We start from the raw sequence: 25,154 nt of genomic DNA on the forward strand, positions 1-25,154 counted from the left end.
ATCAGGGGTCGCTGAGGACGCACCGACGAGCGGTGCGGGTCAGGCCGCTGACGGCGGGCAGCCGGCGATCTCGCCGTGCGCGTTGGTTCCCCACTCGCTCACCCAGCCGTTCGTTCCGGGATGCTGCGGCGCGCTGAGCGCGCGGATGCCGATGGCCGACGGCAACGCGCGCTCGAGGCGGTAGCGTGCCGTGATCGTCATGCCTCGAGGGTATCCCGCGCTCACTTTCGCCGCCCCGTCAAGGACGTAGCGCAAGACGTGCCGAAGCGACTGGACTGACGGCATCCGCTCTGACGGACCCAGATTCACGATCGCTAAGGAGTCATCATGGGCTTTTTCGGTTTCCTCATCCTCGGTCTGCTCGCCGGTGCCATCGCGAAGCTGATCCTGCCGGGCAAGCAGGGCGGCGGCTGGTTCGTCACACTGCTGCTCGGCATCGTCGGCGCACTGCTGGGCGGTTGGCTCGGCGGACTGATCTTCAACGTCAACCTCAACGAGTTCTTCTCGCTGTCGACGTGGCTCCTCGCCATCGGCGGCTCGATCATCGTGCTCCTCATCTACGGCGCGCTGTTCGGGCGCAAGCGCACGGCGAGCTGAGGTCGCGGCCTAGGGCGGGTGCGTACGATGGCTCCCCGTGACGAGCCCCGATCTGCGTACCCTCCCGAAGGCCGAGCTGCACCTGCACATCGAGGGCACACTCGAACCCGAGCTCGCGTTCGCCCTCGCCGAGCGGAACGGCGTGACGCTTCCGTTCGCGGACGTCGCCGACCTGCGGCACCGCTACGACTTCGAGGACCTGCAGTCCTTCCTCGACCTCTACTACGCGTGCATGGCGGTGCTGCGGACCGCGCAGGACTTCACCGACCTCGCCGTCGCCTACCTCGAGCGGGCCGCCGCCGACGGGGTGCATCACGTCGAGATGTTCTTCGACCCGCAGGTGCACGCCGCGAACGGCGTGGCGGTCGACGTCGTCATCGACGGGCTCCGCGCGGGACTCGAGGTCGGGCGGGAGCGGTTCGGCATTTCCGGCGGACTCATCGTCTGCATCGTCCGCGACCACCCGGTCGCCTCGGCCGAAGCCCTCCTCGACGAGATCGCGCCGCGTGCCCACGAGCTGCTCGGCATCGGTCTGGACTCCGCGGAGGTCGGCTACCCGCCATCGCTGTTCGAGGGCGTGTTCCGCCGGGCAGCCGAGCTGGGACTGCGTCGCGTCGCCCACGCCGGCGAGGAGGCACCGGCGGCGTACGTCTGGGAGGCGCTGCGACTTCTCGAGGTCGAGCGGGTGGACCACGGCATCCGTTCCATCGACGACGCCAAACTGCTCGCACACCTCGCCGAGCACCGCGTCGCACTGACGGTGTGTCCGCTGTCGAACGTGCGCCTGCGCGCCGTGCCCGAGCTGAGCGCCCACCCCCTGCGCGAGCTCGTCGATGCGGGCATCGTCGTGACGATCAACTCCGACGATCCCTCGTATTTCGGCGGCTACATCGGCGACAACTACGCCGCCGTCGCCTCGCTCGGCTTCGACACGGCGGAACTGGCGAAGCTCGCCGAGAACTCGATCGAGGCGTCCTTCGCGGATGCCGGGCGCAAAGCGGATCTCCTCGCCCAGGTGCGTGACTGGGCGGCATCCGCCTGACTCACTCTTCCTCGGCCGTCGGCCACACGTACGGGAGGTCGTCGGGGTCGTCGAAGCCCTGCGCGCGGTAGTACTCGAGGTCCTTCCGCAGCAGGTTCGAGCGGTGCGAGCGGTGGACGTCCTCGCGGCCGAACCAGGGCGGCATCCGCACCGTTCCGGACCGGTACTCGGCACCGTCCTCGGGGATCTCGTCGAGCGTCGCCAGGGTCGAGGCGCGAGTCGTGTCGGCGAAGCCGCGGCGCACCCATTCATCCACCGTGAGGTCCTGGTAGACCATGAGCGCGGCTCGGTGCCCGCGCCACATCTTCACCGCGGGATGGTGTCGCCAGCCGTAGCCCGGGATCGTGAGCGCGCGCATCACCTGCAACGTCTCGACGCGCTGCTTGCCGAGCCGCTTCGTGTCGAGCGCCGCCATGCCGCGGGCGAGGTCGTCGAACGGGACGAAGGTCTGCACGTCAGCGCGCCTTCCGGATGCGGATCGGCCCCTTCGCGGTCGACGGGTCGACGACCTGCCCCCGCTGGGTGATCTCGACCTCGCCTGCGGCGACGAGCCGGCGGGCGGCGCGACGTGTGGGTTCCATGAGGTCGCGCCACTCCTCGCCGCCCACGGCGCGAGCAGCCTCGGACGGGCAGATCGTCGCCGACGCCGCGCGTGCGTCGAGCAGCTCGCGGATAGACGCGGTGAGCTTCTCGTCGACGGGGCGGATGCCGCGCCTCCGGCACGCGTCGGAGCAGTACTTCACCTCGTCCCAGTTCTTCTCCCACTTCTTGCGCCACTGGATCTCACGTCCACACGAGGCGCACGTCTTGGGGGCGGGGGAAGAAGCCATGCCGCGACGCTATGTCGAGTGGCCGACAGGGGCGAAGGGGTTGCGGTCGCCGGTCGGCGCCGCTCAGTGACCGATCGGGCCCTGCAGGTCGACCATGACCTGGATCGCCGAGATGGTCTGACGCTTCTTCAGCGTGTCTGCTGTACCCGGTCCGCCGAGAGACGGCAGCGGCACGAAGATGAAGGATTCGTCGAACGCCGGCGCCCCCTGCTGCGCGAACGCTTCGGGGAACACGTCCCAGTGGAACTTCTCCGCGAGGTGGTCCGCGCCGTCGAGGCGCAGCAGCCCGAAGAATGTCTTCGCACTGCCGAGGCCGGTGCCGTCGTTCCTGCGGAACATCAGCGCTACGAGCCCTCCGATGCTCGGCTCCCACGTGATCAGGTCGCCGAGCGCCGTCACCATGACGGGAATCGCGGTGCCGTCGCCCTGCGTCTTTCCGATCCGGTCGCCGAGCTCCTCTTCGTACACCCTTGGGTTGATCACCCGGAGAAAGCCGTCGCCGAACGTCCCGTAGCCGTAGGTCTCCCAGATCTCCACGATCTCCGCCGGAACGCGGTCGCGGTACGCCGCGATGATCTCCGGCTCGACGGGCGCATGCGGGACGAAGTCGGCGAGCTCGATCATGCGCCCAACCTAGCCGTCATCGTTCCGGCTGACAGCGTGGGCACCACCAGGTGCGACGGCGCTCCGGGTCGTTCGCGACCTCGTCGCGCACGAGGATCCGCGTGCCGCAGCGCAGGCATGGGCGCCCGGCGCGTCCGACGACCCAATGGGACTCGCCCTTCCGGGTCGAACCGGTGGTCACCTGGTACATGCCCGGCACGGTCGCCGAGATCCGCAGCATCCGCGACGCCTTTTCGACGAGCGGAACCAGGTCGACCAACCCGACCGGTGCGAACGGATGCACGCCGGAGAGGAATGCGGTCTCGTTGACCCACAGATTGCCGAGTCCGGCGAGGTTCCGCTGGTCGAGGAGTGCCGCGACCAGAGGCCGCTCGGACTGCAACGACAGTCGACGCACCGCCTCGGCGGCATCCCAGTCGTCCCGCAGCGGATCGGGACCGAGGTACGCCAGCAGGGCGCCCTCGTCCGCAGTCGCGACGAGTTCGACCACCGGCAGGTCGATGCCCCACAGCGTCGACCCGTCGTCGAGGCGCATCCGCACGCGCACCCGGTGATCCTCGCGCGAGGGGATGCGTCGACCCGGCCGCGTCACGGTCCAGCTGCCCTGCATCCGCAGGTGCGTGTGCATCGTCTGCCCGGTGTCGAACCGGGTCAGCAGATGCTTGCCGTGCGTGTCGTACGCGGTGATCCGCGCACCCGCGAGCGGGGTGCCCGCCGCCGCGCCGGAACGCAGCTCCCCCGCGACGACGACGTGACCGACGGATGCCGCGGCCAGCCGCTGCCGCAACCGGTACACGCTGTCGCCCTCGGGCATCCGTCCCCCTGCCTACCGAATCACCACCCGCGTGCCGAATCACCACCCATCGTCGTGCATTCCGGCGGTGATTCGACAGCTGAGTGGTGATTCGGCGCTGGAGTCGGAGGGCCGGGCCGACGCGCGTCAGCGTGCGGCGCGCAGCCAGACCGTCGTCGCGCCCGGCAGCTGCCCGCCGTCCAGATCTCCGCTCGCGAGCAGCACCTCGCCCGCCGGCAGGTCGGCCGACTCGTCGCCGAAGTTCGTCACGACGGTCCAACCGTTCGGTCGGGTGAATGCGAGCACATCGGCACGCCCCGTCTCGAGCCAGGTCAGTTCCTCCGCGGTCTGCAGGTCGTCGCGCAGATGCAGCGCGCGGCGGTAGAGGTTCAGCGTCGACGTGGGATCCCCCTCCTGCGCCTCGACCGACATCTCGCCGAACCACGCCGGCTGCGGCAGGTGCGCTCCTCCCGAGCCGAAGCCGAACGACGATCCGGACTCAGACCAGGGAATCGGCACTCGGCATCCGTCCCGCCCGATGTCCTCGCCAGGGCTGCGGAAGAACGTCGGGTCCTGGCGGTCGCCTTCTGGGATGTCCCCGACCTCCTGCAAGCCGAGCTCCTCGCCCTGATAGATGTACGCCGATCCCGGCAGCCCGAGGACGAACAGGCTCGCGGCGCGCGCCCGCCGGATCCCCGCGTCGGCATCGACGGTCGACGCGGCGCCGCCGGAGAGCAGCCATTCGTTGCCGTGCTTGCGCGCGGGGCGGCCCGAGGCATCCCGGGCCGGATGCGGCAGCCCGTAACGCGTCGCGTGGCGCACGACGTCGTGGTTCGACAGCACCCAGGTGGTCGATGATCCCGACGACGCGGCGAGCGCGAGGTTGTCGGTGACGATGCGTCGGAATTGGCTCGCATCGAAGTCGGCCTCGAGGAGGTCGAAGTTGAACGCCTGCCCGAGGCTCTCGGCGCTGGCATACAGCGGGATGCGGGCGGGCGCGACCCAGGCCTCGGCGACGGCGGTGCGGGGCGGGTCGTACGAGTTGAAGACCGCACGCCACTCGGCGTAGACCTCGTGCACGTCGTCGCGGTCGATCATCGGGTGCTGCCCGTCGTGCGGCATCGCGTCGAGCTCGGCCTGCGTCGGCAGGTCGACGGGCAGGTCCTTCGTGAGCATGTGCGCGACGTCGATGCGGAATCCGTCGACGCCCCGGTCGGACCAGAAGCGGAGGGTCCGCACGAAGTCGGCACGCACCTCGGGGTTCGACCAGTCGAGGTCCGGCTGCTCGACGGCGAAGTTGTGGAAGTACCACTGGCCGTCGCCGACCGGCTCCCAGGCCGGCCCGCCGAACACGGACTGCCAGTCCGCCGGCGGCTCCTCGCCGTTCTCGCCCTTCCCGTCGCGGAAGATGTACCGCGCCCGCGCAGCCGACCCGCGCTCCGAGGCGAGCGCCTCCTGGAACCACGCGTGCTGGTCGGACGTGTGGTTCGGCACGATGTCGATGACGACCTTGATCCCGGCCTCGTGCAGCGTGGCGATCAGCGCGTCCGCGTCGGCGAGCGTCCCCAGGCGGGGATCGACGTCGCGGTAGTCGGCGACGTCGTACCCGCCGTCGGCGAGCTCCGACGGGTAGAACGGGCTCATCCACACCGCGTCCACGCCGAGTTCCTTCAGGTAGGGCACCCGCGAGCGGATGCCGCGCAGGTCGCCGATGCCGTCACCGTCGGCATCCGCGAAGCTGCGGGGATACACCTGGTAGACGACCGCCTGGCGCCACCACTCGGGTAGCTCGGCGTCGGTGAGGTCGGCGGTCTCGGGTGCGGTCTGCACGTCGGAGGTCACGGTGTCCTTTCGGGGTTCGGTGGTCGGTCAGCCCTTGACGGCGCCCTGCGTCACGCCCTCCATCACCCAGCGCTGGGTGAAGAGGTACGCGAGGATCGCGGGGGCCATGGCCATGAGGTACGACGCGAAGGCGACGTTGTAGTTGTTGCTGAACTGCGTCTGGAACAGGTTCTGCCGCACGGGCAGGGTCTGCATCGACGGGTCGGAGATGATGAGCGACGGGAGCATGAAGTCGTTCCACGCGTAGAGGAAGGCGAAGATGCCGACCGTCGCGCTCATCGGCGCGAGCAGCGGGAAGATCAGCTTCCAGAACGTCTGCCACGTCGAGGCGCCATCGATGCGGGCGCTCTCCTCGAGCTCGATCGGGATCGAGCGCAGGAACGCGGTGAACAGCAGCACGCTGAAGCTGAGCTGGAACATCGTCGCCAGCAGGATCACCCCGAACGGGTTGTCGAGCCCGAGCCGGCCGGTGAGCTGGATCTGCGGCAGCGCGACGACGGGGAACGGGATGAACATCGCCGCGAGCAGGTAGAAGAACGAGTAGCGGAAGAGCTTCCGGTCCCAGTTGCGGACGATCGCATACGAGGCGAAGGCGGCGAGGATGATCGTCGCGACGACGGTGCCGGCGGTGACGAAGAACGAGATCGCGGCGCCGACGGGGAACTGCGTCAGGTTCCACGCCTGCACGAACCCGTCGAAGCTGATCGGGGCCGGCAGCGAGAACGCGTTGCCGTCGACGGCCTGTCCCGTCGTCTTCAGCGACATCGAGATCGTGACGTACAGCGGCAGGAGGACGGTGATGGCGCAGAGGAAGAGGATGACGGTGGTCGACCAGCTGGGACGTTCGGCGACCGCGCGGCGCCGGCGACGCGGGGCGTCGGCGGGGCGGTCCGTCGCGGTGACGGCATCGGCCTGTTCGAAGGCGAGCGCGGGCTGCGTGGTGGACATCAGACTCGGTTCCTTCCGCGCGTGAGCGAGAGTTGGAGGAGGGAGATCACGACGGCGACGATGAAGAAGATCGTCGCGTTGGCCATCTGGTAGGCGTAGTCGCCGCCGTTGAAGCCCGCGATGATCGTCATCGCGACGCTGCGGGTCGCCGTCCCAGGCCCGCCACCTGTGAGACCGACGATGATGTCGTAGGCGTTCAGGAAGCCCTTGAACCCGAGGATCACGTTGATGACGACGTAGCCGGCGACCAGCGGCAGCGTGATCCGCAACAGCTGCTGGCGCTTCGATGCGCCGTCGAGGTCGGCCGCCTCGTACACGTCGCCCGGCACCGACAGCAGCCCGGCGATGTAGATGAGGAGCGTCCCGGGGATCGCCTGCCACGCCGTCACGATGACGATGGCGATCCACGCGAGGTCGGGGTTCGCGAGCAGGCTTTCCTGCAACCACGGGATGCCGAGGGTCGACCCCGCCGTGGGCAGGGAGTTCGAGAACAGGAAGTTGAAGACGTAGGCGATGATGATGCCCGAGATGACCATGGGGATCACGAAGATCGTGCGAAGGCCCGTCTTGAAGCGGATGCGGGCGGTCAGCCCGACGGCGAGCAGGAACGCCGCGATGTTGACGACGATCACGGTCGCGATCGCGAAGCCCGCCGTGAACAGGTAGCTCTGCAGGATCGCCGGGTCGCTGAAGAGGGCGATGTAGTTCGTGAACCCGATGAAGTTCCACTCCCCCAGCCCGATCGAGTCGGTGAGGCTGAAGAAGATGCCGATGAGACCCGGAACCGTGATCGCGAGGGTGAACAGCAGCACCGTCGGCAGCAGGAACAGGTAGTAGATCGGCTCGACGCGCTTCGAACTGCGCCTCGCGGTGCGGTCGCCCTGAGTCAGGAGGGTCGTCGTCGACCCTGTGGTGGTGGTCATCGCGTTGCCTCCTCGGCCTCGTCGGTGAGGACGGGCTGGCGGAACGCGAGTCGCGACCAGTCACTGTCCATGGTGGCGAACGTGCGCGCGGGGTCCTGGCCGAACAGCATGGCCTGCGCGTAGGCGAACACCGGGATCGTCTTCGGGACGAGCACCGACGGACCCTGGTAGATCCGACCCTCGTCGTAGAACGACTGCATGCCCTCGATTCGCGGATCCTGCGGCGGAGCGGCATCCGTCGTCGGTGCGAACCCGAGCTGCGACTCGTTGTAGGCCTCGATGATCTCGGGCTGGTAGAGGTATTCGAGGAAGTCCCGGGCGGCATCCTTCTTCGTCGACGCGTCGGGGATCATGGCCGCGAGGTCCATGTTCACGCGGATCGCGAGGTCGTCGGGATCATCCGTCATCGGAAGCGGGAACGTTCCGAGCGGGGCGTCGGGCGCTGTCTTGGCGATCTCGCTGAAAGCCCACGGCCCCTGCAGGTACATCGCCGCCTCGCCCTCGCCGAACGCGAGGTTGCCGTCGCCGTATGCGCGGCTGTCGGCATCGGGGTTCGTGTACTCGGTGGCGAGCTGCAGCACCTTCTCGACCGGCTCGGTGAAGGTCTTCTCGAAGGAGACCTCCGACGAGCTGTCGACCTCCGCGCCCTCCGCGGCGAGGCGGTCGAAGAAGTCGATCACGTCGACGGACCCGCCGATCGCGTAGTCGTACCAGCCCTGCGCCACGGTCCAGTCGTCCTTGAAGGTGCCGTAGATCGGCGTGACGCCTGCCTCTTCGAGCGCGTCGCAGACGGCGATGAGCTCGTCCCACGTGGTCGGCACCTCGAGGCCGTTCTCCTCGAAGATCTGCGTGTTGTAGATGACCGACGACGCCATCACCGAGTACGGCAGCGCACTCGTGCGACCCTCGCATGTGCCGTACTGCTCCATGAGGGGCTGCAGGTCCTCGCGCACCGTGGCGGCGGCATCCGTCCCGCTCAGGTCGCTGAGCGCGCATCGCTGCACGAAGCGGGCGACCTCGTAGTTGTAGTTGGCGAGCATGATGTCGGGCGGGTTGCCTCGGACGAAGCTGGCCGAGACGACGTCGACGCCCGAGGTGTCCATCTCGACAGTGACGCGGTCCTGCGAGGCGTTGTACTTCTGCACGACGTCCTGCATGAACGGCAGCGCCTCGCGCTTGCTGAAAGTGAACCGCAGGGTCTCGCGGCCGTCGGCCGAGCAACCGGCGAGCAGTGCACCCCCGATCGAGAGGACGGCGAGCGCCGCGGCGCCCCGGCGCAGCCGGGAATGGGTCGATGACATGTGTATCCGATCGCGTCGTTGCGGACGAAAGATCCCGAATCGGTCAAACCTCGCGACTATATTTAGTCGCCAAATCAATCCGATGCAGGCAATATTGCAGGGCAGATCCCGAAAGGTCAAGACCCCGATGTCGACACTCGTCTCTCCTCCGACTCGCCCGGCGAGTCAGGACGCCGTGCTCGCTTTCGCGTGGGAGACACTCGAGTTCACCGCCACGGACGCGATGGAGTCCACGGGGTTGACGCGGTCGACGACCATCGAAGCGACCGCTGCCCTCGTCGCTCGCGGGCTGCTCGCCGAGCTGCCGAATGCACGTCTGGCCGGGGATTACCGCAAGGGCCGCCCGGCGCGTCGGTTCGCGCTGCGAGACGACGCCGCCCTCGTCGTCGGCATCGACGCCGGACACGAGCACGTGTCGGTGTCGATCGCGGACCTCCGGGGCGAGTCGATGGCGGATGCCGACGCGCGCCTCGTCCTGGACCGTGACGACGCCCCCGCTCGCGCCGCTGCCGTGGCCGAGACCGTCGACCGGGCCCTGGCCGCTGCGGGTCGCACGCGAGCGGACGTGCTCGCGGTGTGCGCCGGCGTGCCCGCGCCGGTCGACCGCACGGGGCGGTCGCCGCGGCATCCCACCCGCTTCTGGGAGCGCATGAACCCCGACCTCGTCGACGTCCTCTCGTGGGCACCGATCGTGCGGATCGAGAACGACGCGTCGCTGGCTGCGGTCGCCGAGGGGTCGAACGGGGCCGCGAAGGGATGCCAGGACTACATCGCCCTGCTCGCCGGGTCGCGCCTGGGCGCCGGGGTCGTCGTCGACGGACACCTGCTGCGCGGTCATCACGGCGGGGTCGGCGAGATGGTCGCATTCGACCACGTCGACGGCGTGCGCGGCGCCGAGGGCCTCGGATCGCGGGTGGCATCGTGGGCCGCCGAACTCGCCCGCTCCGGTGAGGCGACGGCGGGATTCCGGGAGGTCGGGCCAGAAGAGCTCGACGCCCGGACGGTCCTCGCGATGGCCGCCCGGGGAGACGCCGACGCGCTGCGGATCGTGGACCGCGTGGGCCTCGCCCTCGCCCGCATCGTGAGCGTCCTGGGCAGCATGTTCGACCCGGAGCGTGTCGTCGTGTCGGGCGCGATCGCGGACGGCGTGCACGAGGTCGTCGCTGCGGCGCGGCGGTCGCTCCCGACCGACCTGGACCTGCCCGCGCCGGAGCTCGTCGCGTCGACCCTGGGGGGCGAGGTCGTGGTCACCGGAGCGGTCGCCGCGGCTGTGACCTCAGCGCGCGAACGCGCGCTCGACGTCTGGCCGGCCTGAGTCTCAGCGCACCTCGCGGCGCGGGTCCTGGCGCGCGCGGGAGTAGGCGCGCCAGAGGATGCGGGCGTGCCGTTCCTTCGCGCGTTCGACGCCGGCCTCGTCGCGGCGCGCGGCCGACCACCATTCGGCGGCGCGTTCGAGCATCGCGCTCCAGACGACCCCGATGCCGGCGTGGGGCGGTGGCGGAACGGCGGCCTCCTCGGCCGGCATCCGTCCCTTCGGCCGCAGCGAATCGTTCGCGTGCTTCACGATGAGCTCGGCCGCCCCCACCGCGTGCGCGTTGATGATCGAGTGCGCCGCGCCCCGGATCTCCCACCGGCGGGCCTTCCGCGCCGCGGCTACGAGCCGCGAATGGAACCGGCGCGGTGACGTCGCGTCGTACTCGCCGCGGATGAACAGGACGGATGCCTCGACCCGCGGCATCCGCTCGACCAACCGGTATCGCAGCATGTGCGGCAGAACCTGCACGAAGTAGACGAACCCGCAGAGGACGTATGCCGACAGCGCGGTCATCGCGAGGTGGAACGTCTCGCGCGTCGCGGACTGGGCGAACCGCAGCGCAACGATCGGAAGCGACGACTCCTGGTCGTTCACGACGGGGCTCACCAGCACGGCGTGCCGCAGCTGCGGCCGTCGGATCAGGACTTCGGTGACGACCTGCGTGCCCATCGAGTGACCGATGATCACCGGATCCTCGAGGCCGTAGTGATCGAGGACCTCTTCGACCCGATCCGCGAAGAACTCCGCCGTGGGCTGGTCGCCGGGCCGCGGCATCCCCGCGAATCCGGGCAGGTCGAGCGCGAACACGTCCCCGTGCTCGGCGAGCGAGGGCGCGAGGAACTCGAAGTACGTCGCTGCGACACCGACACCGGCGACGAGGACGAAGGGCCGTCCGCCGTCGCCTGCCGTGGTCTCGACGCGCGTCACACGCGTGCGATGGCTGCCGCGTCCGACGTGCTCGACGTCGACGTCGGGGGCGTCCTCGGTGGCGGGCATGCACCCAGGATGCCAGCCGGCGCCGGTGCCGCGCGCCGCGGGGCGGTGTCGCTCAGCGGTTCACGTACTCCATGAGGGTCGCGTTGTAGCGGTCGCCGGCGACACCGACCCGCTGCGCGAGGCCGGCGAGGTCGGCGAGGTCGTCTGCCGAGAGCGCCACCTCGGTCGCCGCAGCGTTCTCGCGGATGCGCGACGTGCGCCGAGTGCCGGGGATCGGCACGATCGACGGATGCTGCGCGAGCAGCCACGCCAGCGCGATCTGGCCGGGCGCGGCATCCTTCGCCTCGGCGAGGACCTTCACATGATCGACCAATGCCTGGTTCGCGGACAGGTTCTCCGCCTCGAAACGCGGCACGCGGCGCCGGATGTCGCCCTCATCGAATGCGGTGTCGGTGCTCACCGTCCCCGTGAGGAAACCTTTGCCGAGCGGGCTGAAGGGCACGAAACCGATCCCGAGTTCGGCCAGGGTCGGCAGGACCTCGACCTCGGGATCGCGGGTCCACAGCGAGTACTCGCTCTGCACGGCGGTCACCGGGAACACGGCGTGCGCGGCGCGGATGGTCGCGGCCGACGCCTCGGACAGCCCGAAGTGCCGCACCTTCCCTTCGGCGACGAGCTCGCCGATCGTCCCCGCGACGTCGGCGATGGGGACGTCCGGATCGACCCGGTGCTGATAGAAGAGGTCGAGCGTGTCGGTCCGGAGCCGGCGCAACGACGCGTCGGCGACGCGACGGATCTGCTCCGGACGGCTGTCGAGTCCGACCGACTGCCCGTTCTGGATGTCCCACCCGAACTTCGTCGCGATGACCACCTGATCGCGCACCGGCTCGAGGGCTTCGCCGACGAGCTCCTCGTTGACGTATGGGCCGTACACCTCGGCGGTGTCGAAGAACGTGACGCCGGCGTCGAGCGCGGAGCGGAGCACCGCGATCATCTCGCTGCGATCACCGGGGTTGGGTCCGTAGCTCTGCGACATCCCCATCGCTCCGAGCCCGATCGCCGAGACCTGCAGGCCCTGTCCGAGTGTCCTGGTGTGCATGTGTCAACCTCCTGCCGTCGACGATAAGCCTCTGGGCGCGGACGAGGGAGGCCCTGGCAGAGCCCCCATCGCTAGCGCGCTCGCCCGCTCGGCACAAGCGGTGGGAACCGTCCGACCCCCTTCCTACGCTGGCGCCATGCTGCGACACCTCGTCATCGTGCTGGGCGATCAGCTCGATCATGAGTCGAGCGCATTCGACGGCTTCGACCCGGATCAGGACACCGTCTGGATGGCCGAGGTCGCGGGCGAATCCGAGCACGTCTGGAGCACGAAGCAGCGCACCGCCGTCTTCCTCGCCTCGATGCGGCACTTCGCCGCGGAGGTGACGGATGCCGGGCGCCCCCTCCACTACGCGAAGCTCGACGCCCGTTCGACGAAGGACTCGCTGGCCGACCAGCTCGCGGCCGACGTGACGACGCTGAAGCCCGAGGGACTCGTCGTGACGGAGCCCGGCGAGTGGCGGGTGCGCGAAGCGCTGCGCGACGTGGCCGAGCACAGCGGCATCCCGTTGGACATCCGTGAGGACCGGCACTTCTTCAGCACCGTCGCCGAGTTCGCCGCGCACGCCGAAGGGCGGAAGTCGCTGCGGATGGAGTACTTCTACCGCGAGATGCGCAAGAAGCACGACGTGCTGATGACGACCCGCGGACAGCCGGTGGGCGGGTCGTGGAACTACGACGCCGACAACCGCAAGTCGTTCCCGAAGCAGGGACCGGGGCTGGTCCCCCCGCGCGCTCGGTTCGAGCCCGACGAGACCACTCGCGAGGTCATCGCGCTCGTCGAGAAGAGGTTCGCCGACCACCCCGGCTCGCTCGACTCGTTCGCCTGGCCGGTCACCCGCGCGCAGGCCCTCGAGGCGCTCGACCTGTTCATCGAGGAACGTCTGCCGGGCTTCGGCGAGACGCAGGACGCGATGTGGCCGGGCGAACCGTGGCTCTGGCATGCGCACCTGTCGTCGTCGATGAACCTCAAGATGCTGACTCCACGCGAGGTCGTCGCCGCGGCCGAGGCGGCCTACCGCGAGAAGAAGGCTCCGCTGCCCGCCGTGGAGGGTTTCATCCGGCAGATCCTCGGATGGCGTGAATACGTCCGCGGCATCTACTGGACGCAGATGCCCGGCTACCTCGAGCGGAACGCCTTCGAGGCGTTCGAACCGCTCCCCGACTTCTACTGGACCGGCGACACGGCGATGGCGTGCCTTCAGGACGCGATCGGCACGACGCTCGAGAACGGGTACGCCCACCACATCCAGCGCCTCATGGTGACGGGTCTGTACGCGATGCTGCTCGGCGTCGATCCCCGGGAGGTGCACGCCTGGTACCTCGCGGTCTACGTCGATGCGGTCGAGTGGGCGGAACTCCCGAACACGCTCGGCATGAGCCAGTATGCGGACGGCGGGCTGATGGGCAGCAAGCCGTATGCCGCGACCGGCAAGTACATCGACCGCATGAGCCCGTACTGCAAGACGTGCCCGTTCGACCCCGCGAAACGGATCGGCGAAGACGCCTGCCCCTTCACCACCCTGTACTGGGACTACCTCATCCGGCACGAGGAGCCCCTCGCCGCCAACCACCGCATGTCGCTGCAGGTGAAGAACGTGTCGCGCTTGGACGACGACGAGATCACCGGCATCCGCGAGCGCGCCGACGCGATCCGCCGCGGCGACATCACGGTTCCGCACACCTGAGCAAGGAGAGCACCATGACCTCGACCGACATCGCCCTCGTGACCGGCGCCCGCGGTGGAGTCGGGAGCGCCCTCGTCGCGCGGCTGCGGGCGCGCGGTCTGCGCGTCGCCGCGGTGGGGCGGGATGCCGCATCCCTCGCCTCCGTCGAGGCAGACGCGCACATCGAGGCCGACGTGACGACGCCCGAGGGTGCCGCCGCAGCGCTCGAGGGCTGCCGGTCCGAGCTGGGTGACGCACCGGCGTGGCTCGCGCACGCGGTCGGCAGCACGCTCATCACCCCGCTGCATCGGACGAAGGCCGACGCAGCGCGCGACATCTTGCGCGTCAACCTCGAGAGCAGCATCTGGATCCTGCAGGCCTGGCTCGAGGCGACGGGCAAACAGCCCGGCGCCGCAGTCTTCGCGAGCTCGGTCGTCGCCCGGATCGGCGTCGCCAACCACGAGGCGATCGCCGCCGCGAAGGGGGGCATCGAGGCGCTCGTGCGCAGTGCCGCCGCCACGTATGCCGCGCGCGGCATCCGGGTCAACGCGGTCGCTCCGGGGATGACGGACACCCCGATGACCGCCGGGATGCTGAGCGTCCCCATGCAGCGCGAGGGAGCCGAGAAGCAGTACCCGCTCGGCGGCGTGCAGACGGCCGACGACGTCGCAACGGTCATGGACTGGCTGCTGTCGACGGATGCCGGTCGCATCACCGGTCAGGTGATCCCGGTTGACGGCGGCTTCACGACGGTGCGGCCCCTGGTGAAGTAGGTCAGCGCGTGACGACGTACACGTCGTCCTTGCGCGCGACGGCGGCCGTGGCCGTGTCAGTCCTCTCGTAGACCGCCCACGCGCCCTCGGTGGAGCACAGGTCGACGCGGTCACGCGGGAACTCGGCTGCATCGACGCCGTCCGCGGTCACGACGATAAGCGCCTGTGCATCGTCGCGCTTCGAGAGGTCGGGGACGGTCTTCGCCGGGACGCCGAGACGCGTGGCGACATCCTCCACGCTCTCGTACGGGCACACGATCGTGAATCGCTTCGCATCGTCGGGCACCAGGTCGGCGACGGGGATGATCGATCCTTCGCTGACGGTCCTCACGATGCGTTCCTCGTCATCACCATCGGTCGGCGCGCAGGCCGTCATGACGCCAGCGGCGACGAGGACAAGGGACAGGGCGGCGAGTGTGCGCTTCATGCTTCCTGTCTACGCAGGCACCGCGCGCAGGTCGTCGGCCCGGAGAGGCATCCGTGTCAGCCCAGAGGATGACGCCGGGTCAGGAGCCTTCCAGCATCCGCTTCGCGCGGGTGAGCGACGTCGACAGCGTCGAGCGGATCGAGTCGGCGATCATCGGCTCGGCGAGACGCATGATCCCGGTCGGCTCGGCGTCGATGCGCACGGCGACGACGGTCGCGCCGTTCGCATCGGCGAACTGCAGGTCTGAGGACGTGGCCATGATCCCGCTCGTGCTCGTCACCGCCATCCGCGCGCCGGGGTCGTAGGCCGTGACGCGCCAGTCGAAGTCGACCTCGCGACCGACCGCCCGCATCCGTGTGTGAAGGGTCGATCCGACGCCGACGGGCGGCGGCGACGTCAGTTGCTCGGAGACGACCGACTCGTCCCACCGGGCGCGGCCCTCGGTGAAGAAGTCGAACACCTCGGTCACCGGGCGGTCGATGGTGACGGACTCGGTGACGGTGAACATCCCCTCACCCTAGGTGCCGGGTGCGACGCGCGGGCCGGCCGTATGGGTTCCGTTCGGACCTGTTCCCGGGCGGTGTGTGAGCGCTTAGGACTGTGCTCATGACGTTGACCTCGGTCCTCCCCTCGCTGCGACGCAGCATCCCCGATCCGATCGAACGGCGGGCCTGGCCCGAGCACACCGTCGCGGAGGTGTGCGATGTGACCGTGGCTGGTGTGTCGCTCACGCGCCTGGCCGCGCTCGAAGGGACGCCGTGCGTGATGACCGGCGACCTCGCCCACCCGCACACGCAGGATGCCCGTCGTCGCGGCATCGGCATGGACGTCACCGTCCTCGTCTTCCGCGTGACCCTGCGCGTCGACTCGCAGGACGGGCGCCGTCTGGCGCTCATCGACTGCACGACGCACGACCTCCCGATCCAGTGGGAGCACTGCCGCCTCATCGGTCGTGCGTCCACCGCGAAGACGGCGATGTTCGACATCGTCCCGGGCGACGTCGGTGCGCCCACGTGGCCCTACAACCAGGCAGCCCTGCCCACCGACCTCGTCGAGGGAGACCTGCTCGCGGTGCCGTGCACCGGCGCGCTGGCCCTGCGTGACGTGAAGCCCCGGCGTGCGCCGCAGGATGCCGGAACGTCACCCGACGCCGACGAACCAGACGAGAACTGGGCAGGTCGATGCGGAAAGTAGACCCGACCGGCATCCGCATCGCGTGGCTGCGCCCCTGCGAGGCGTCGGCGAAAAGTATGAGTTTCACCAAACGGCGTCGAATGCAAGCGGTTGAGCGGAATCGCCGCGAGTCGGATTCTGGGATTCCCACGAACTGAGGAGTGTGCCATGGGTCTCGACGACAAGATCAAGAACGCTGCGCAGGACATCGCCGGCAAGGCGAAGGAAGCCCTGGGCGACCACCGCGGTGACGAGGAACTTCGCCGTGAGGGCGAAGCCGACCAGCGCGAAGCGAACCTCAAGAAGGCCGGCGAGAACGTCAAGGACGTGTTCAAGTAAGCCAGCCCGATCATGGGAGGGGCCCTGCCGGTCAGCCGGTGGGGCCCCTCATCTTATGAGGCGCCGTCAGGAAGCCGTTCCGGCGTGACGAGCGCTCGCCACCGTCCGTGGCGCCGCGTCGTCATGCCACCGGAACAGGCGGACGAGCGAGGACAGGCCGGGGATGCGCAGGGCGAGCAGGTAGACCGCGTAGCCGGCGACGCCGCCCACGGTGTTCCACATCAGGTCGTTGACGTCGGCGATGTGACCGCCAGCGAAGAACGCTTGCGCAACCAACTGCGCGAGCTCGATCCCCAGACTGACCGAGACGGCGGCCAGCACGACCTTCACCCAGGACGAGCGACGCATGAGGAGCGGGATCAGAACTCCCAGCGGCACGAAGACCGCGATGTTCATGAGCGCGTCGTCGACCTCGTAGTCGTACAACGGCACCAGCGCGAGCTTCGGGGTCCACGGCTCACCGCTGTCGACGGGCGACAGGTAGATCGGGAAGATCGTGTTGGCGAAGATCCCGGCGGCGTAGACCGCGACGACGACGGCTGTCACGGCGCGAGCCCACGTGAGCTTGTTCCGACGCGCCAACACGGCGATCAACAGGACGAACAGCGCGATGCCGAGCGGGATCGCTACGGGCAGGACGGGGACCTCGCCGAAAGGGTTTGTGGACACTCCGGGACCCTATCCGAGGCGGGCGGCTCGGGCTGACCGGCGTGCTGAACGCGGAGGTCTGTGTCTCATCGTGCGCGGACTGATGGTCTCGGCCCCACGGCCGAAGCCGACGGACACCCGGGCTCATCGCGGCCCGCGGACAGCGGCCTCAGTCCGGGATACCCGGCCTTCCGGTAGTCAGCCGCAGGCCGATGTACGCGCCCGGCCCGATCAACACTGCGCCCGCGGCGAGTCCGATGAGGGCGTTGTCGGCGATCAGGCCGACCGCGAAGCCGAGGATGACGGCGGCCGTCGCTCCCGCTGATGCTCGAGACAGCTGATGCATATCCATGCCCTCGACGGTAAGCCTGCGTCACCTCGGCAACATCCCCCGGGCGGCGGATTCCGGGCCTTCCGCCGCTTTCGATGTCCGCGGATGCAAGAGATCCGAAGCGACACGCGGGTGAAGGATGCCGCGGCTCGGCGCGTCGCGCGCGATCTATTGCATCCGCGTACAGAGGCGCCCCGCACCGCGCGCACAGCGCCGCCCTCAGCCCCGCCCGACCGCCTGGAACCCGCGCAGGCGCAGGCTGTTGGTCACCACGAACACCGACGACAGTGCCATGGCCGCCGCGGCGACGAGCGGGTTCAGCAGCGCGGCCATCGCGAGCGGGATCGCGGCGACGTTGTACGCGAACGCCCAGAACAGGTTGCCCTTGATGACGCCCAGGGTCCGCCGCGCGAGACGCACCGCGTCGGCGACGACGATCGGGTCGCCCGAGACGACGGTGATGTCGGATGCCGCGATCGCCGCGTCCGTGCCGCCGCCCATCGCGATCCCGAGGTCGGCGGCTGCGAGCGCCGCGGCGTCGTTGACACCGTCGCCCACCATCGCGACGACCCGGCCCTCGCCCTGCAGACGGCGGATCGTGTCGAGCTTGCCCGCCGGTGTCACGCCGGCCTCGACGCGGGAGATCCCGACCTCAGCGGCGACCCGAGCTGCAGAGGACTCGGTGTCGCCGGTCAGCAGGATCGGCTCGAGCCCGAGCTCGCGGAACCGCGCGATCGCTTCCCCGCTCGACGACTTGACCGTGTCAGCGACCATGATCGCGCCGAGGTACACACCGTCGCGCGCGACCGCCACGACCGTCCCTTCGGGCAGATCGGCGGGCACGGCAACGGCCCACTGCTCGGCGAGCCACGACGGCCGGCCGGCGACGACCGCCGCCCCCTCGACGACACCCTGCACACCGAATCCGGCGTGCGACTGGAACGACTCGACGCGCCCCGTCGGCGCCGCCGCGACGATCGCGCGGGCGACGGGGTGCTCCGACCCCGATTCGACGGCCGCCGCGACCGAGAGAAGCTCCTCGCGGGACACGCTCGCAGGCAGCACGTCGGTCACGCTCATGCGTCCGGTCGTGACGGTGCCCGTCTTGTCGAGCACGATCGTGTCGACGGTACGGGTCTGCTCGAGCACCTGCGGACCACGGATGAGGATGCCGAGCTGCGACCCGCGCCCGGTTCCCACCAGCAGGGCGGTCGGGGTCGCGAGCCCGAGCGCGCACGGGCAGGCGATGATGAGCGTCGCGACGGCAGCGGTGAAGGCGAGCTCCCACGGCGCACCGGCGATCGCCCAGCCGACGAGGGCGGCGAGCGCGAGCACGATCACGACGGGCACGAAGACGGCCGAGACGCGGTCGGCGAGGCGCTGCACCTCGGCCTTGCCGGTCTGCGCCTCCTCCATGAGCCGCCGCATCCGCGCCAGTTCCGTGTCGGCGCCGACGCGGGTGACCTGCACCTCGAGTCGACCACCGACGTTGATCGTCGCGCCGACGACGCGGGACCCTTCAGCGACCTCGACGGGCATCGACTCACCCGTGAGCATGCTCGCGTCGACGCTGCTCATCCCTGCGGTGACGAGTCCGTCCGACGGGATCTTCTCGCCGGGGCGGACGACGACCGTGTCGCCGACGACGAGCTGCGAGACCGGCACGCGGGTCTCGACGCCGTTCTGCAGCTTTGCGGCATCCGTCGCCCCGAGTTCGAGCAGCGCGCGCAGCGCCTCGGACGACGCCCGCTTCGCGCGAGCCTCGATGTAGCGGCCCGTGAGGATGAAGACCGTGACGAGCGCGGCGACCTCGAGGTAGATCTCGTGTCCGCCCGCCTGCGGCGCACCGACGAGCGTGAAGGTCATGGTCATGCCGGGCATGCCCGCGCCGCCGAAGAAGAGGGCGTACAGCGACCAGCCGAACGACGCGATGACGCCGAGGCTGATGAGGGTGTCCATCGTCGCCGCGCCGTGGCGCAGGTTGACGGCGGCGGCACGGTGGAACGGCCACGCGCCCCACACCGCGACCGGAGCCGCGAGGGTCAGCGCGAGCCACTGCCAGTTCTCGAATTGCAGCGGCGGGATCATCGACATCAGCGCGACGGGCAACGAGAGGGCCGCGCTGATCAGCAGCCGCTGGCGGAGCGGCGTGGTTTCGTCCTCCGCCTCGGCCGCCCCGGGCTCAGGGGCCGGCACCGCCGCGGCGTACCCTGCGGCTTCGACGGTCGCGATCAGCTGCGCCGTCTCGACGCCCTCGGCACGGACGCGCGCCTTCTCGGTCGCGTAGTTGACGGATGCCTCGACGCCCGGGAGCTTGTTGAGTTTCCGCTCGATCCGGGTGGCGCACGAAGCGCAGGTCATCCCCGAGATGTCGAGCTCGACGTCGGTGCTCACGCGGACACCCGGGTGTATCCGGCCTCCTCGATGGCGGCGGTCAGAGCGTCGTCGTCGAGGGGGGTCGCGCTGTGCACGGTGACGTGCGAGGTGCCGCCGGCGACGAGGTCGACGGACACGGCCTCGACACCGTCGATCTCGGAGAGCTCCTCGCGGACGCTCGCCACGCAGTGCGCGCAGGTCATACCGGTGACGAGCAGTTCTTCGTTGACGGCGGATGCCGGTGCGGCGGGCGCCCCGGATGCGGAGACGTCGGTCAGTCCGAGCTGGATGCGGTCGGTCATGGTGTGTCCTCCAGGGTTCAGGAGCGGACGAGACGCGCGATCGCGTCGTTCGCCTCGCGGATCTTCTCGGCGGCGACCTGGCCGCCCTCGGCGCTCGCCTCGGCGACGCAGTGACTCAGGTGGTCGGAGAGCAGCGAGAGCGCGACGGTCTCGAGCGCCTTCGTCGCGGCGGAGACCTGCGTGAGGATGTCGATGCAGTACTTGTCCTCGTCGACCATGCGCGCGATGCCGCGCACCTGGCCTTCGACCCGGCGCAGTCGCTTCTGCAGGTCATCCTTGTTCGCGTCGTACCCGTTCATGACAGATACGGTACCCCCCTAGGGTATGTGCGTCAAGGGCCCGCGGGTCAGACTTCCTCGACCTCGCCGGAGACGAGCGTCAGGTGCTCCCGGGCCGAGGCCTCCGCGTCGGCACCGCGCCCGTCGTGGATCGCCCGAGCCGTCGCGAGGTGGGCCTCGAGGGTGCCGACCCGCGGCATCCCGGGCGTCAGCCCTCGCACCGATCGGCCGCGCAGGATCTCGGCGATGGGGTCGCCGAGCTTCTCGAACAGGGCGTTGCCCGAGGCTCTCAGCAGAAGCCGGTGGTAGGCGATGTCGGCGTCGAGGTACTCGTCCGAGTCGCCGAGACCCTGATTCCCGAGGTCGCTGAGCAGCGTCGCCCACCGCACGAGCTCGTCGCGCTCGGCATCCCCCGCCCGTTCCGCGGCCAACCGGGCCGCGACGGGTTCGACGGCGACGCGCAGGTCGGTCAGTTCGATCAGCACGTCGCGCCGTCGGGGGCTGTCGAGCGACCACTCGATGATGTCCGCGTTCAAGATGTCCCACTCCGCCTGAGGCCGGACGACGAGCCCGACACGGCGACGCGAGGTGAGCAGCCCGTGCGCCTCGAGGACCCGGACCGCTTCGCGCACGACCGTCCGCGACGCGGTGAACGACTCTTCGAGACCGGCGAGGGTCAGCCCGGTTCCGGGCGGCAACTCACCACCGACGATCCTCCGGCCGAGGGTCTCGACGATGTGAGCGTGGGATGCGGTGGTGGCAGGCGTGGGCATCGGTGTCCTTCGTAGCGATGCTCACGCTACCGCGAAAAGTACGATCATTCGCTTGCGAAAGGTACTACTTATGTGGCACCGTGGGCTCGCTGCCGGGAATGGCCCCGGCACCGGGACGATTCACTGGAGAACACACCCATGGACGAGTGGACGCAAACACTCGGAGCGCTACCGCTCCTTCTGATCGCGGCCGGAGCGGTCGCCCTGATCCTGCTGCTCATCATCAAGGTCCGCATGCACGCGTTCATCGTGCTCGTGCTGGTCTCGCTGCTGACGGCACTGGCCACCGGCATCCCCGTCGGCAGCATCGGCAAGGTGCTGATCGACAGCTTCAGCTCGACCGTCGGCACGGTCGCACTTCTCGTCGGCTTCGGAGCGATGCTCGGCGCGCTCATCGAGAGCTCGGGCGGCGCCCGCGTGCTGGCCGAGAAGATGGTCTCGATCTTCGGTGAGAAGCGCGCCGCCATCGCGCTGAGCGTCGCCTCGCTCCTCATGGGCTTCCCGATGTTCTTCGACGCCGGCCTCGTCGTCATGCTGCCGATCATCTTCGCCGTGGCGCGCCGCATCGGCGGCAAGCACATGCTGCTCTACGGCATCTCGGCCGCCGCCGCGTTCTCGGTCATGCACGTCTTCGTGCCGCCGCACCCCGGCCCCATCACCGCGAGCGAGACCTTCGGAGCGAACCTCGGCCTCGTCCTGCTCATCGGTCTCGTCGTCGCGATCCCCACCTGGTACCTCAGCGGGTACCTCTGGGCGCGCTTCATCGACCGCCGCATCCCGCTCGCCATCCCCCGTCTGTTCGGCGAGGACGTCGAACCCACGAACCCGCCCAAGGCCGGCACCGTCATCGGCGTCATCGCGATCCCGCTGGTCCTGATCCTCCTCAACACCGGTTCTGCGGCGCTCGTCTCGTCGGGAGCCGTCGACGGCACCGCCGTCTGGGTGCAGGCGCTCGGCCTCATCGGCACGAGCCAGGTCGCCCTGCTGATCGCCGTCCTCGTCGCCCTGTTCGTCCTCGGCACCCGCCGCGGTGTCGGCGGCAGCGCGCTCGACAAGATCGTCGAGTCCTCGCTCGGACCGATCTGCTCGGTCGTCCTCATCACCGGCGCGGGTGGCATGTTCGGTGGCGTCCTGCGCGCCTCGGGCATCGGTGATGCGCTGTCGGATTCGCTCGCCTCGATCGGCGTCCCGGTCATCTTCGCCGCCTACCTGATCGCGCTCCTCCTCCGCGTGGCGCAGGGTTCGGCGACCGTCGCCCTCGTGACGGCCGCGGGGCTCGTCGCACCCGCCGTTCTGTCGAGTGGATTCAATGCCCTGCAGGTCGCATGTATCGTCCTCGCCACCGCCGCCGGCTCCGTCTTCGCGGGTCACGTCAACGACTCCGGTTTCTGGCTCGTCGGTCGCCTCATGGGCATGGACGTCAAGACGACCCTCAAGACCTGGACCGTGCAGCAGGCCCTCGAGTCGGTCGTAGGCTTCCTCATCGTGCTCGGCATCTTCGGCCTGGTGTCCCTTGTCTGACGTCTTCGACCTCACCGGCCGTCTGGCCCTCGTGACGGGATCATCGCGGGGGCTCGGCCAGAGCCTCGCCGTGGGCCTCGCCGAGGCCGGCGCCCGCGTCATCGTCCACGGCCGCGATGCCGAGGCCGTCGAGCGGAGCGCCGCCGCGATCGCCGAGCGCACCGGCATCCGTCCCGAGGCAGCCCTGTTCGACGTCACGGATGCCGCGGCTGTCGAGGAGGCGATCGGCGACCTCGTCGAGCGAGTCGGCGCCCCCGACATCCTCGTCAACAACGCCGGCATCCAGCGGCGGGCGCCCTTCGCGGAGTTCCCCGTCGCGGACTGGGATGCCGTCATCTCGAGCAACCTGTCGAGCGCCTTCTACGTGTCGCGTTTCGTGGCTCCCGGCATGATCGCGCGCGGCTCCGGCAAGATCATCAACATCGCCTCGGTCCAGTCGATGCTCGGGCGCCAGACCATCGCCCCGTACGCCGCGAGCAAGGGCGGTATCGCCCAGCTCAGTCGTGGGATGGCCGCCGACCTGGCGCGCCACGGCATCCAGGTCAACACGCTCTCGCCCGGCTACTTCGCCACCGAGATGAACGCGGCGCTCGTCGCCGACGCGGACTTCTCGGACTGGGTCGCCCAGCGCACCCCGGCCGGCCGCTGGGGTGACGTCGCGGAGCTGCGCGGACCGCTCGTGTTCCTCGCCTCGGCGGCGAGCGACTTCGTGAACGGCCAGAACCTGTTCGTCGACGGCGGCATGACCGCGGTCGTCTGACCCGAGGAGAGACACACATGGACGCAGTCGTCATCGGCGGCAAGCTCGACCTCACGGTCGCGGACCATCCCGTCCCCGAGCCGGACGCGGGACAGGTCCGGATCCGGGTGGGATACGTCGGGATCTGCGGATCCGACCTGCACTACTACTCCGAGGGGGCGAACGGCGCGTTCGTTGTCACCGAGCCCTTGGTTCCCGGGCACGAGCTGTCGGGCTGGGTCGACCTCGACCCGTCCGGTCTGCTGTCGCCGGGGACGCCCGTGACGGTGCATCCCGCGCGCTTCGGTCCCGAAGGGTCGACTCCCGTCGAGCCGCACCTGCGTCCCGGAGGCAGCTACCTCGGCAGCGCCGCGACGACCCCGCACACGCAGGGCGCGATGAGCGACTACCTGGTGGTGGATGCCGGCATGATCCGGACCCTGCCCTCGGACCTGCCCGTGCGCCGCGCCGTCCTGGCCGAGCCCCTGGCCGTCGCCTTTCACGGCGCGGGCCGGTCGGGCTCCCTCGCCGGCGCGCGGGTGCTCGTCTGCGGTGCGGGTCCGATCGGCTTGCTCGCTGTCGTCGCTGCACAGGAGGCGGGAGCGGCGAGCGTCGAGATCACCGACCTGCTGGCCGAGCCGCTCGAGCGGGCACGCGCGCTCGGCGTCGACGGCGTCTGGCGGGTGGGTGAGGACGAGGTGCCCTCCGACGTCTACGACGTCGTCCTCGAGTGCTCGGGAGCCGCACCCGCCGTGTCGTCGGCGATCGCCGCCGTCCGCCGCCGCGGAACCGTCGTGCAGATCGGGATGCTGCCCAACCAGCCGGTCGGTGTGAACATCGCCCCGCTCATCTCGAAAGAAGCCACACTCACCGGCGCCTTCCGCTTCCTCGATGAGATCGACGAGGCGATCGAGGTCCTGAGCCGCCGCCCCGAGATCGAGGCCGTCATCACCCACGAGTTCCGCCCCGATGCGGCCATCGAAGCGTTCGAGACCGCACGGCGCCCCGCCGAGAGCAGCAAAGTCGTCGTGACCCTGACCGACGTGGAGGTGGCGTCGTGAGCACCGCACCCCGCATTGTCGTCATGGGTCCGAGCGGGTCGGGCAAGACCGCCGTCGGAGCCGCTCTCGCCGTCGATCTCGGCGTGGACTTCGTCGACGCCGACGATCTGCACCCGCAGGCCAATGTCGAGAAGATGGAGGCGGGCCACCCCCTCGACGACGAGGATCGCGCACCCTGGCTCGACATCGTCGGACAGACCCTCGCCGAGGCGCCCGGTCTCGTCGTCGCGTGCTCCGCATTGGCCCGCCGCTACCGCGACCGGATCCGCGCCGCCGCGCCTGACGTTCGCTTCGTCGAACTCGTCGTGTCGCCCGAGGAGCTGGACCGCCGGATGCGTTCGCGTCAGCACTTCATGCCGCCGGCGCTCCTCGCTTCGCAGCTCGCGACCCTCGAGCACCTCGGCGACGACGAGCCCGGGGTCGCCGTCGAGAACGTCGGCCGCATCCTCGATGTCGCGCGCCGCGCGCGCATCGCGCTCGACGAGCCGGCCGGCTGA

30 protein-coding genes are annotated in these 25,154 nt (G+C 69.6%); 11 read left to right on the forward strand and 19 right to left on the reverse strand.

Features of this window, described 5'->3' with window-relative positions; translation table 11 throughout:
* Positions 1–39 precede the first annotated feature (39 nt).
* Positions 40–201 carry a hypothetical protein gene (locus tag BLP38_RS14260; protein WP_157681101.1) on the reverse strand — a complete coding sequence of 54 codons (162 nt, stop codon included), beginning with the start codon at positions 199–201 and terminating at the stop codon, positions 40–42.
* Positions 202–327: 126 nt separating this feature from the next.
* Between BLP38_RS14260 and BLP38_RS11815 the strand changes: the two genes are divergently transcribed.
* On the forward strand, positions 328–597 hold the full coding sequence (locus BLP38_RS11815) for a GlsB/YeaQ/YmgE family stress response membrane protein (RefSeq protein WP_091357834.1): 270 nt from the start codon (positions 328–330) through the stop codon (positions 595–597).
* Between the two features lie 37 nt (positions 598–634).
* Entirely contained in the window at positions 635–1,639 is a 1,005-nt protein-coding gene (locus BLP38_RS11820; RefSeq protein ID WP_091357837.1) for an adenosine deaminase, read from the forward strand.
* Position 1,640: 1 nt separating this feature from the next.
* On the opposite strand, the gene BLP38_RS11825 is transcribed toward BLP38_RS11820, so the two are convergent.
* The 8 genes from BLP38_RS11825 to BLP38_RS11860 form a co-directional block, all read right to left on the reverse strand.
* Positions 1,641–2,093 carry an MSMEG_6728 family protein gene (locus tag BLP38_RS11825; protein ID WP_091357840.1) on the reverse strand — a complete coding sequence of 151 codons (453 nt, stop codon included), beginning with the start codon at positions 2,091–2,093 and terminating at the stop codon, positions 1,641–1,643.
* A gap of 1 nt (position 2,094) precedes the next feature.
* The gene (locus BLP38_RS11830) at positions 2,095–2,469 is read right to left on the reverse strand and encodes a DUF2256 and DUF3253 domain-containing protein (RefSeq protein ID WP_091357843.1); all 375 of its coding nucleotides are present in this window, start codon (positions 2,467–2,469) and stop codon (positions 2,095–2,097) included.
* 63 nt (positions 2,470–2,532) lie between these two features.
* The gene (locus BLP38_RS11835; RefSeq protein WP_091357846.1) at positions 2,533–3,093 is read right to left on the reverse strand and encodes a GAD-like domain-containing protein; all 561 of its coding nucleotides are present in this window, start codon (positions 3,091–3,093) and stop codon (positions 2,533–2,535) included.
* Between the two features lie 16 nt (positions 3,094–3,109).
* Positions 3,110–3,907, reverse strand: coding sequence for an Fpg/Nei family DNA glycosylase (locus BLP38_RS11840; RefSeq protein ID WP_091357849.1), 798 nt, complete (start codon positions 3,905–3,907; stop codon positions 3,110–3,112).
* A gap of 126 nt (positions 3,908–4,033) precedes the next feature.
* Positions 4,034–5,728 carry a glycoside hydrolase family 13 protein gene (locus BLP38_RS11845; RefSeq protein WP_091357852.1) on the reverse strand — a complete coding sequence of 565 codons (1,695 nt, stop codon included), beginning with the start codon at positions 5,726–5,728 and terminating at the stop codon, positions 4,034–4,036.
* Positions 5,729–5,755: 27 nt separating this feature from the next.
* Positions 5,756–6,676, reverse strand: coding sequence for a carbohydrate ABC transporter permease (locus BLP38_RS11850; protein WP_091357857.1), 921 nt, complete (start codon positions 6,674–6,676; stop codon positions 5,756–5,758).
* Positions 6,676–7,599, reverse strand: coding sequence for a carbohydrate ABC transporter permease (locus BLP38_RS11855; RefSeq protein ID WP_091357862.1), 924 nt, complete (start codon positions 7,597–7,599; stop codon positions 6,676–6,678). Before BLP38_RS11855 ends, BLP38_RS11850 begins: the two co-directional genes overlap by 1 nt.
* The gene (locus BLP38_RS11860) at positions 7,596–8,900 is read right to left on the reverse strand and encodes an ABC transporter substrate-binding protein (protein WP_091357865.1); all 1,305 of its coding nucleotides are present in this window, start codon (positions 8,898–8,900) and stop codon (positions 7,596–7,598) included. Before BLP38_RS11860 ends, BLP38_RS11855 begins: the two co-directional genes overlap by 4 nt.
* A 127-nt stretch (positions 8,901–9,027) precedes the next feature.
* Between BLP38_RS11860 and BLP38_RS11865 the strand changes: the two genes are divergently transcribed.
* Positions 9,028–10,215: an ROK family protein gene (locus BLP38_RS11865; RefSeq protein WP_091357868.1), complete on the forward strand. Its 1,188-nt coding sequence runs from the start codon at positions 9,028–9,030 to the stop codon at positions 10,213–10,215.
* A gap of 3 nt (positions 10,216–10,218) precedes the next feature.
* On the opposite strand, the gene BLP38_RS11870 is transcribed toward BLP38_RS11865, so the two are convergent.
* Both BLP38_RS11870 and BLP38_RS11875 read right to left on the reverse strand, forming a co-directional pair.
* Positions 10,219–11,211 carry an alpha/beta fold hydrolase gene (locus tag BLP38_RS11870; protein WP_091357872.1) on the reverse strand — a complete coding sequence of 331 codons (993 nt, stop codon included), beginning with the start codon at positions 11,209–11,211 and terminating at the stop codon, positions 10,219–10,221.
* 52 nt (positions 11,212–11,263) lie between these two features.
* Complete coding sequence (locus BLP38_RS11875) at positions 11,264–12,250, reverse strand: aldo/keto reductase (protein ID WP_091357876.1); 987 nt, start codon at positions 12,248–12,250, stop codon at positions 11,264–11,266.
* A gap of 136 nt (positions 12,251–12,386) precedes the next feature.
* On the opposite strand from BLP38_RS11875, the gene BLP38_RS11880 reads away from it, so the two are divergent.
* Together BLP38_RS11880 and BLP38_RS11885 are read left to right on the forward strand one after the other, a co-directional pair.
* Positions 12,387–13,937, forward strand: a complete 1,551-nt coding sequence (locus BLP38_RS11880) for a cryptochrome/photolyase family protein (RefSeq protein ID WP_091357880.1) — start codon at positions 12,387–12,389, stop codon at positions 13,935–13,937.
* Between the two features lie 14 nt (positions 13,938–13,951).
* Positions 13,952–14,689: an SDR family NAD(P)-dependent oxidoreductase gene (locus tag BLP38_RS11885; protein ID WP_091357883.1), complete on the forward strand. Its 738-nt coding sequence runs from the start codon at positions 13,952–13,954 to the stop codon at positions 14,687–14,689.
* A 1-nt stretch (position 14,690) separates the two neighbouring features.
* On the opposite strand, the gene BLP38_RS11890 is transcribed toward BLP38_RS11885, so the two are convergent.
* The gene (locus BLP38_RS11890; protein ID WP_091357887.1) at positions 14,691–15,116 is read right to left on the reverse strand and encodes a hypothetical protein; all 426 of its coding nucleotides are present in this window, start codon (positions 15,114–15,116) and stop codon (positions 14,691–14,693) included.
* Positions 15,117–15,195: 79 nt separating this feature from the next.
* Complete coding sequence (locus tag BLP38_RS11895) at positions 15,196–15,624, reverse strand: SRPBCC family protein (protein ID WP_091357890.1); 429 nt, start codon at positions 15,622–15,624, stop codon at positions 15,196–15,198.
* Between the two features lie 98 nt (positions 15,625–15,722).
* Here BLP38_RS11895 and BLP38_RS11900 point away from each other — a divergent pair, with 98 nt between their 5' ends.
* Positions 15,723–16,310: a hypothetical protein gene (locus BLP38_RS11900; protein ID WP_231916496.1), complete on the forward strand. Its 588-nt coding sequence runs from the start codon at positions 15,723–15,725 to the stop codon at positions 16,308–16,310.
* Positions 16,311–16,457: 147 nt separating this feature from the next.
* On the forward strand, positions 16,458–16,628 hold the full coding sequence (locus BLP38_RS11905; RefSeq protein WP_091357894.1) for a CsbD family protein: 171 nt from the start codon (positions 16,458–16,460) through the stop codon (positions 16,626–16,628).
* Between the two features lie 66 nt (positions 16,629–16,694).
* On the opposite strand, the gene BLP38_RS11910 is transcribed toward BLP38_RS11905, so the two are convergent.
* The 6 genes from BLP38_RS11910 to BLP38_RS11930 all read right to left on the reverse strand — a co-directional run bounded on the left by BLP38_RS11910 (position 16,695) and on the right by BLP38_RS11930 (position 21,336).
* On the reverse strand, positions 16,695–17,297 hold the full coding sequence (locus tag BLP38_RS11910; protein ID WP_091357897.1) for a VanZ family protein: 603 nt from the start codon (positions 17,295–17,297) through the stop codon (positions 16,695–16,697).
* A 148-nt stretch (positions 17,298–17,445) separates the two neighbouring features.
* Positions 17,446–17,628, reverse strand: coding sequence for a hypothetical protein (locus BLP38_RS14265; RefSeq protein ID WP_157681102.1), 183 nt, complete (start codon positions 17,626–17,628; stop codon positions 17,446–17,448).
* Between the two features lie 198 nt (positions 17,629–17,826).
* Positions 17,827–19,968 carry a heavy metal translocating P-type ATPase gene (locus BLP38_RS11915; protein ID WP_091359833.1) on the reverse strand — a complete coding sequence of 714 codons (2,142 nt, stop codon included), beginning with the start codon at positions 19,966–19,968 and terminating at the stop codon, positions 17,827–17,829.
* A 29-nt stretch (positions 19,969–19,997) separates the two neighbouring features.
* A complete protein-coding gene (locus BLP38_RS11920) occupies positions 19,998–20,285 on the reverse strand; it encodes a heavy-metal-associated domain-containing protein (RefSeq protein WP_091357901.1) in 288 nt (95 codons plus the stop codon).
* Between the two features lie 17 nt (positions 20,286–20,302).
* The gene (locus BLP38_RS11925) at positions 20,303–20,584 is read right to left on the reverse strand and encodes a metal-sensitive transcriptional regulator (protein ID WP_091357904.1); all 282 of its coding nucleotides are present in this window, start codon (positions 20,582–20,584) and stop codon (positions 20,303–20,305) included.
* 47 nt (positions 20,585–20,631) lie between these two features.
* A complete protein-coding gene (locus BLP38_RS11930) occupies positions 20,632–21,336 on the reverse strand; it encodes a FadR/GntR family transcriptional regulator (protein ID WP_091357907.1) in 705 nt (234 codons plus the stop codon).
* A 138-nt stretch (positions 21,337–21,474) separates the two neighbouring features.
* Here BLP38_RS11930 and BLP38_RS11935 point away from each other — a divergent pair, with 138 nt between their 5' ends.
* The 4 genes from BLP38_RS11935 to BLP38_RS11950 are packed head-to-tail and all read left to right on the forward strand — an operon-like array spanning position 21,475 to position 25,154.
* On the forward strand, positions 21,475–22,857 hold the full coding sequence (locus BLP38_RS11935; protein WP_091357910.1) for a GntP family permease: 1,383 nt from the start codon (positions 21,475–21,477) through the stop codon (positions 22,855–22,857).
* Positions 22,850–23,617 carry an SDR family oxidoreductase gene (locus BLP38_RS11940; RefSeq protein ID WP_091357913.1) on the forward strand — a complete coding sequence of 256 codons (768 nt, stop codon included), beginning with the start codon at positions 22,850–22,852 and terminating at the stop codon, positions 23,615–23,617. The genes BLP38_RS11935 and BLP38_RS11940 overlap by 8 nt, the downstream gene beginning before the upstream one ends.
* Positions 23,618–23,634: 17 nt before the next feature.
* Positions 23,635–24,657 carry a zinc-binding dehydrogenase gene (locus BLP38_RS11945; protein WP_091357917.1) on the forward strand — a complete coding sequence of 341 codons (1,023 nt, stop codon included), beginning with the start codon at positions 23,635–23,637 and terminating at the stop codon, positions 24,655–24,657.
* On the forward strand, positions 24,654–25,154 hold the full coding sequence (locus tag BLP38_RS11950) for a gluconokinase (RefSeq protein WP_091357920.1): 501 nt from the start codon (positions 24,654–24,656) through the stop codon (positions 25,152–25,154). Before BLP38_RS11945 ends, BLP38_RS11950 begins: the two co-directional genes overlap by 4 nt.

The sequence above is a fragment of the Microbacterium sp. LKL04 genome, assembly GCF_900102005.1.
Classification (GTDB): Bacteria; Actinomycetota; Actinomycetes; order Actinomycetales; family Microbacteriaceae; genus Microbacterium.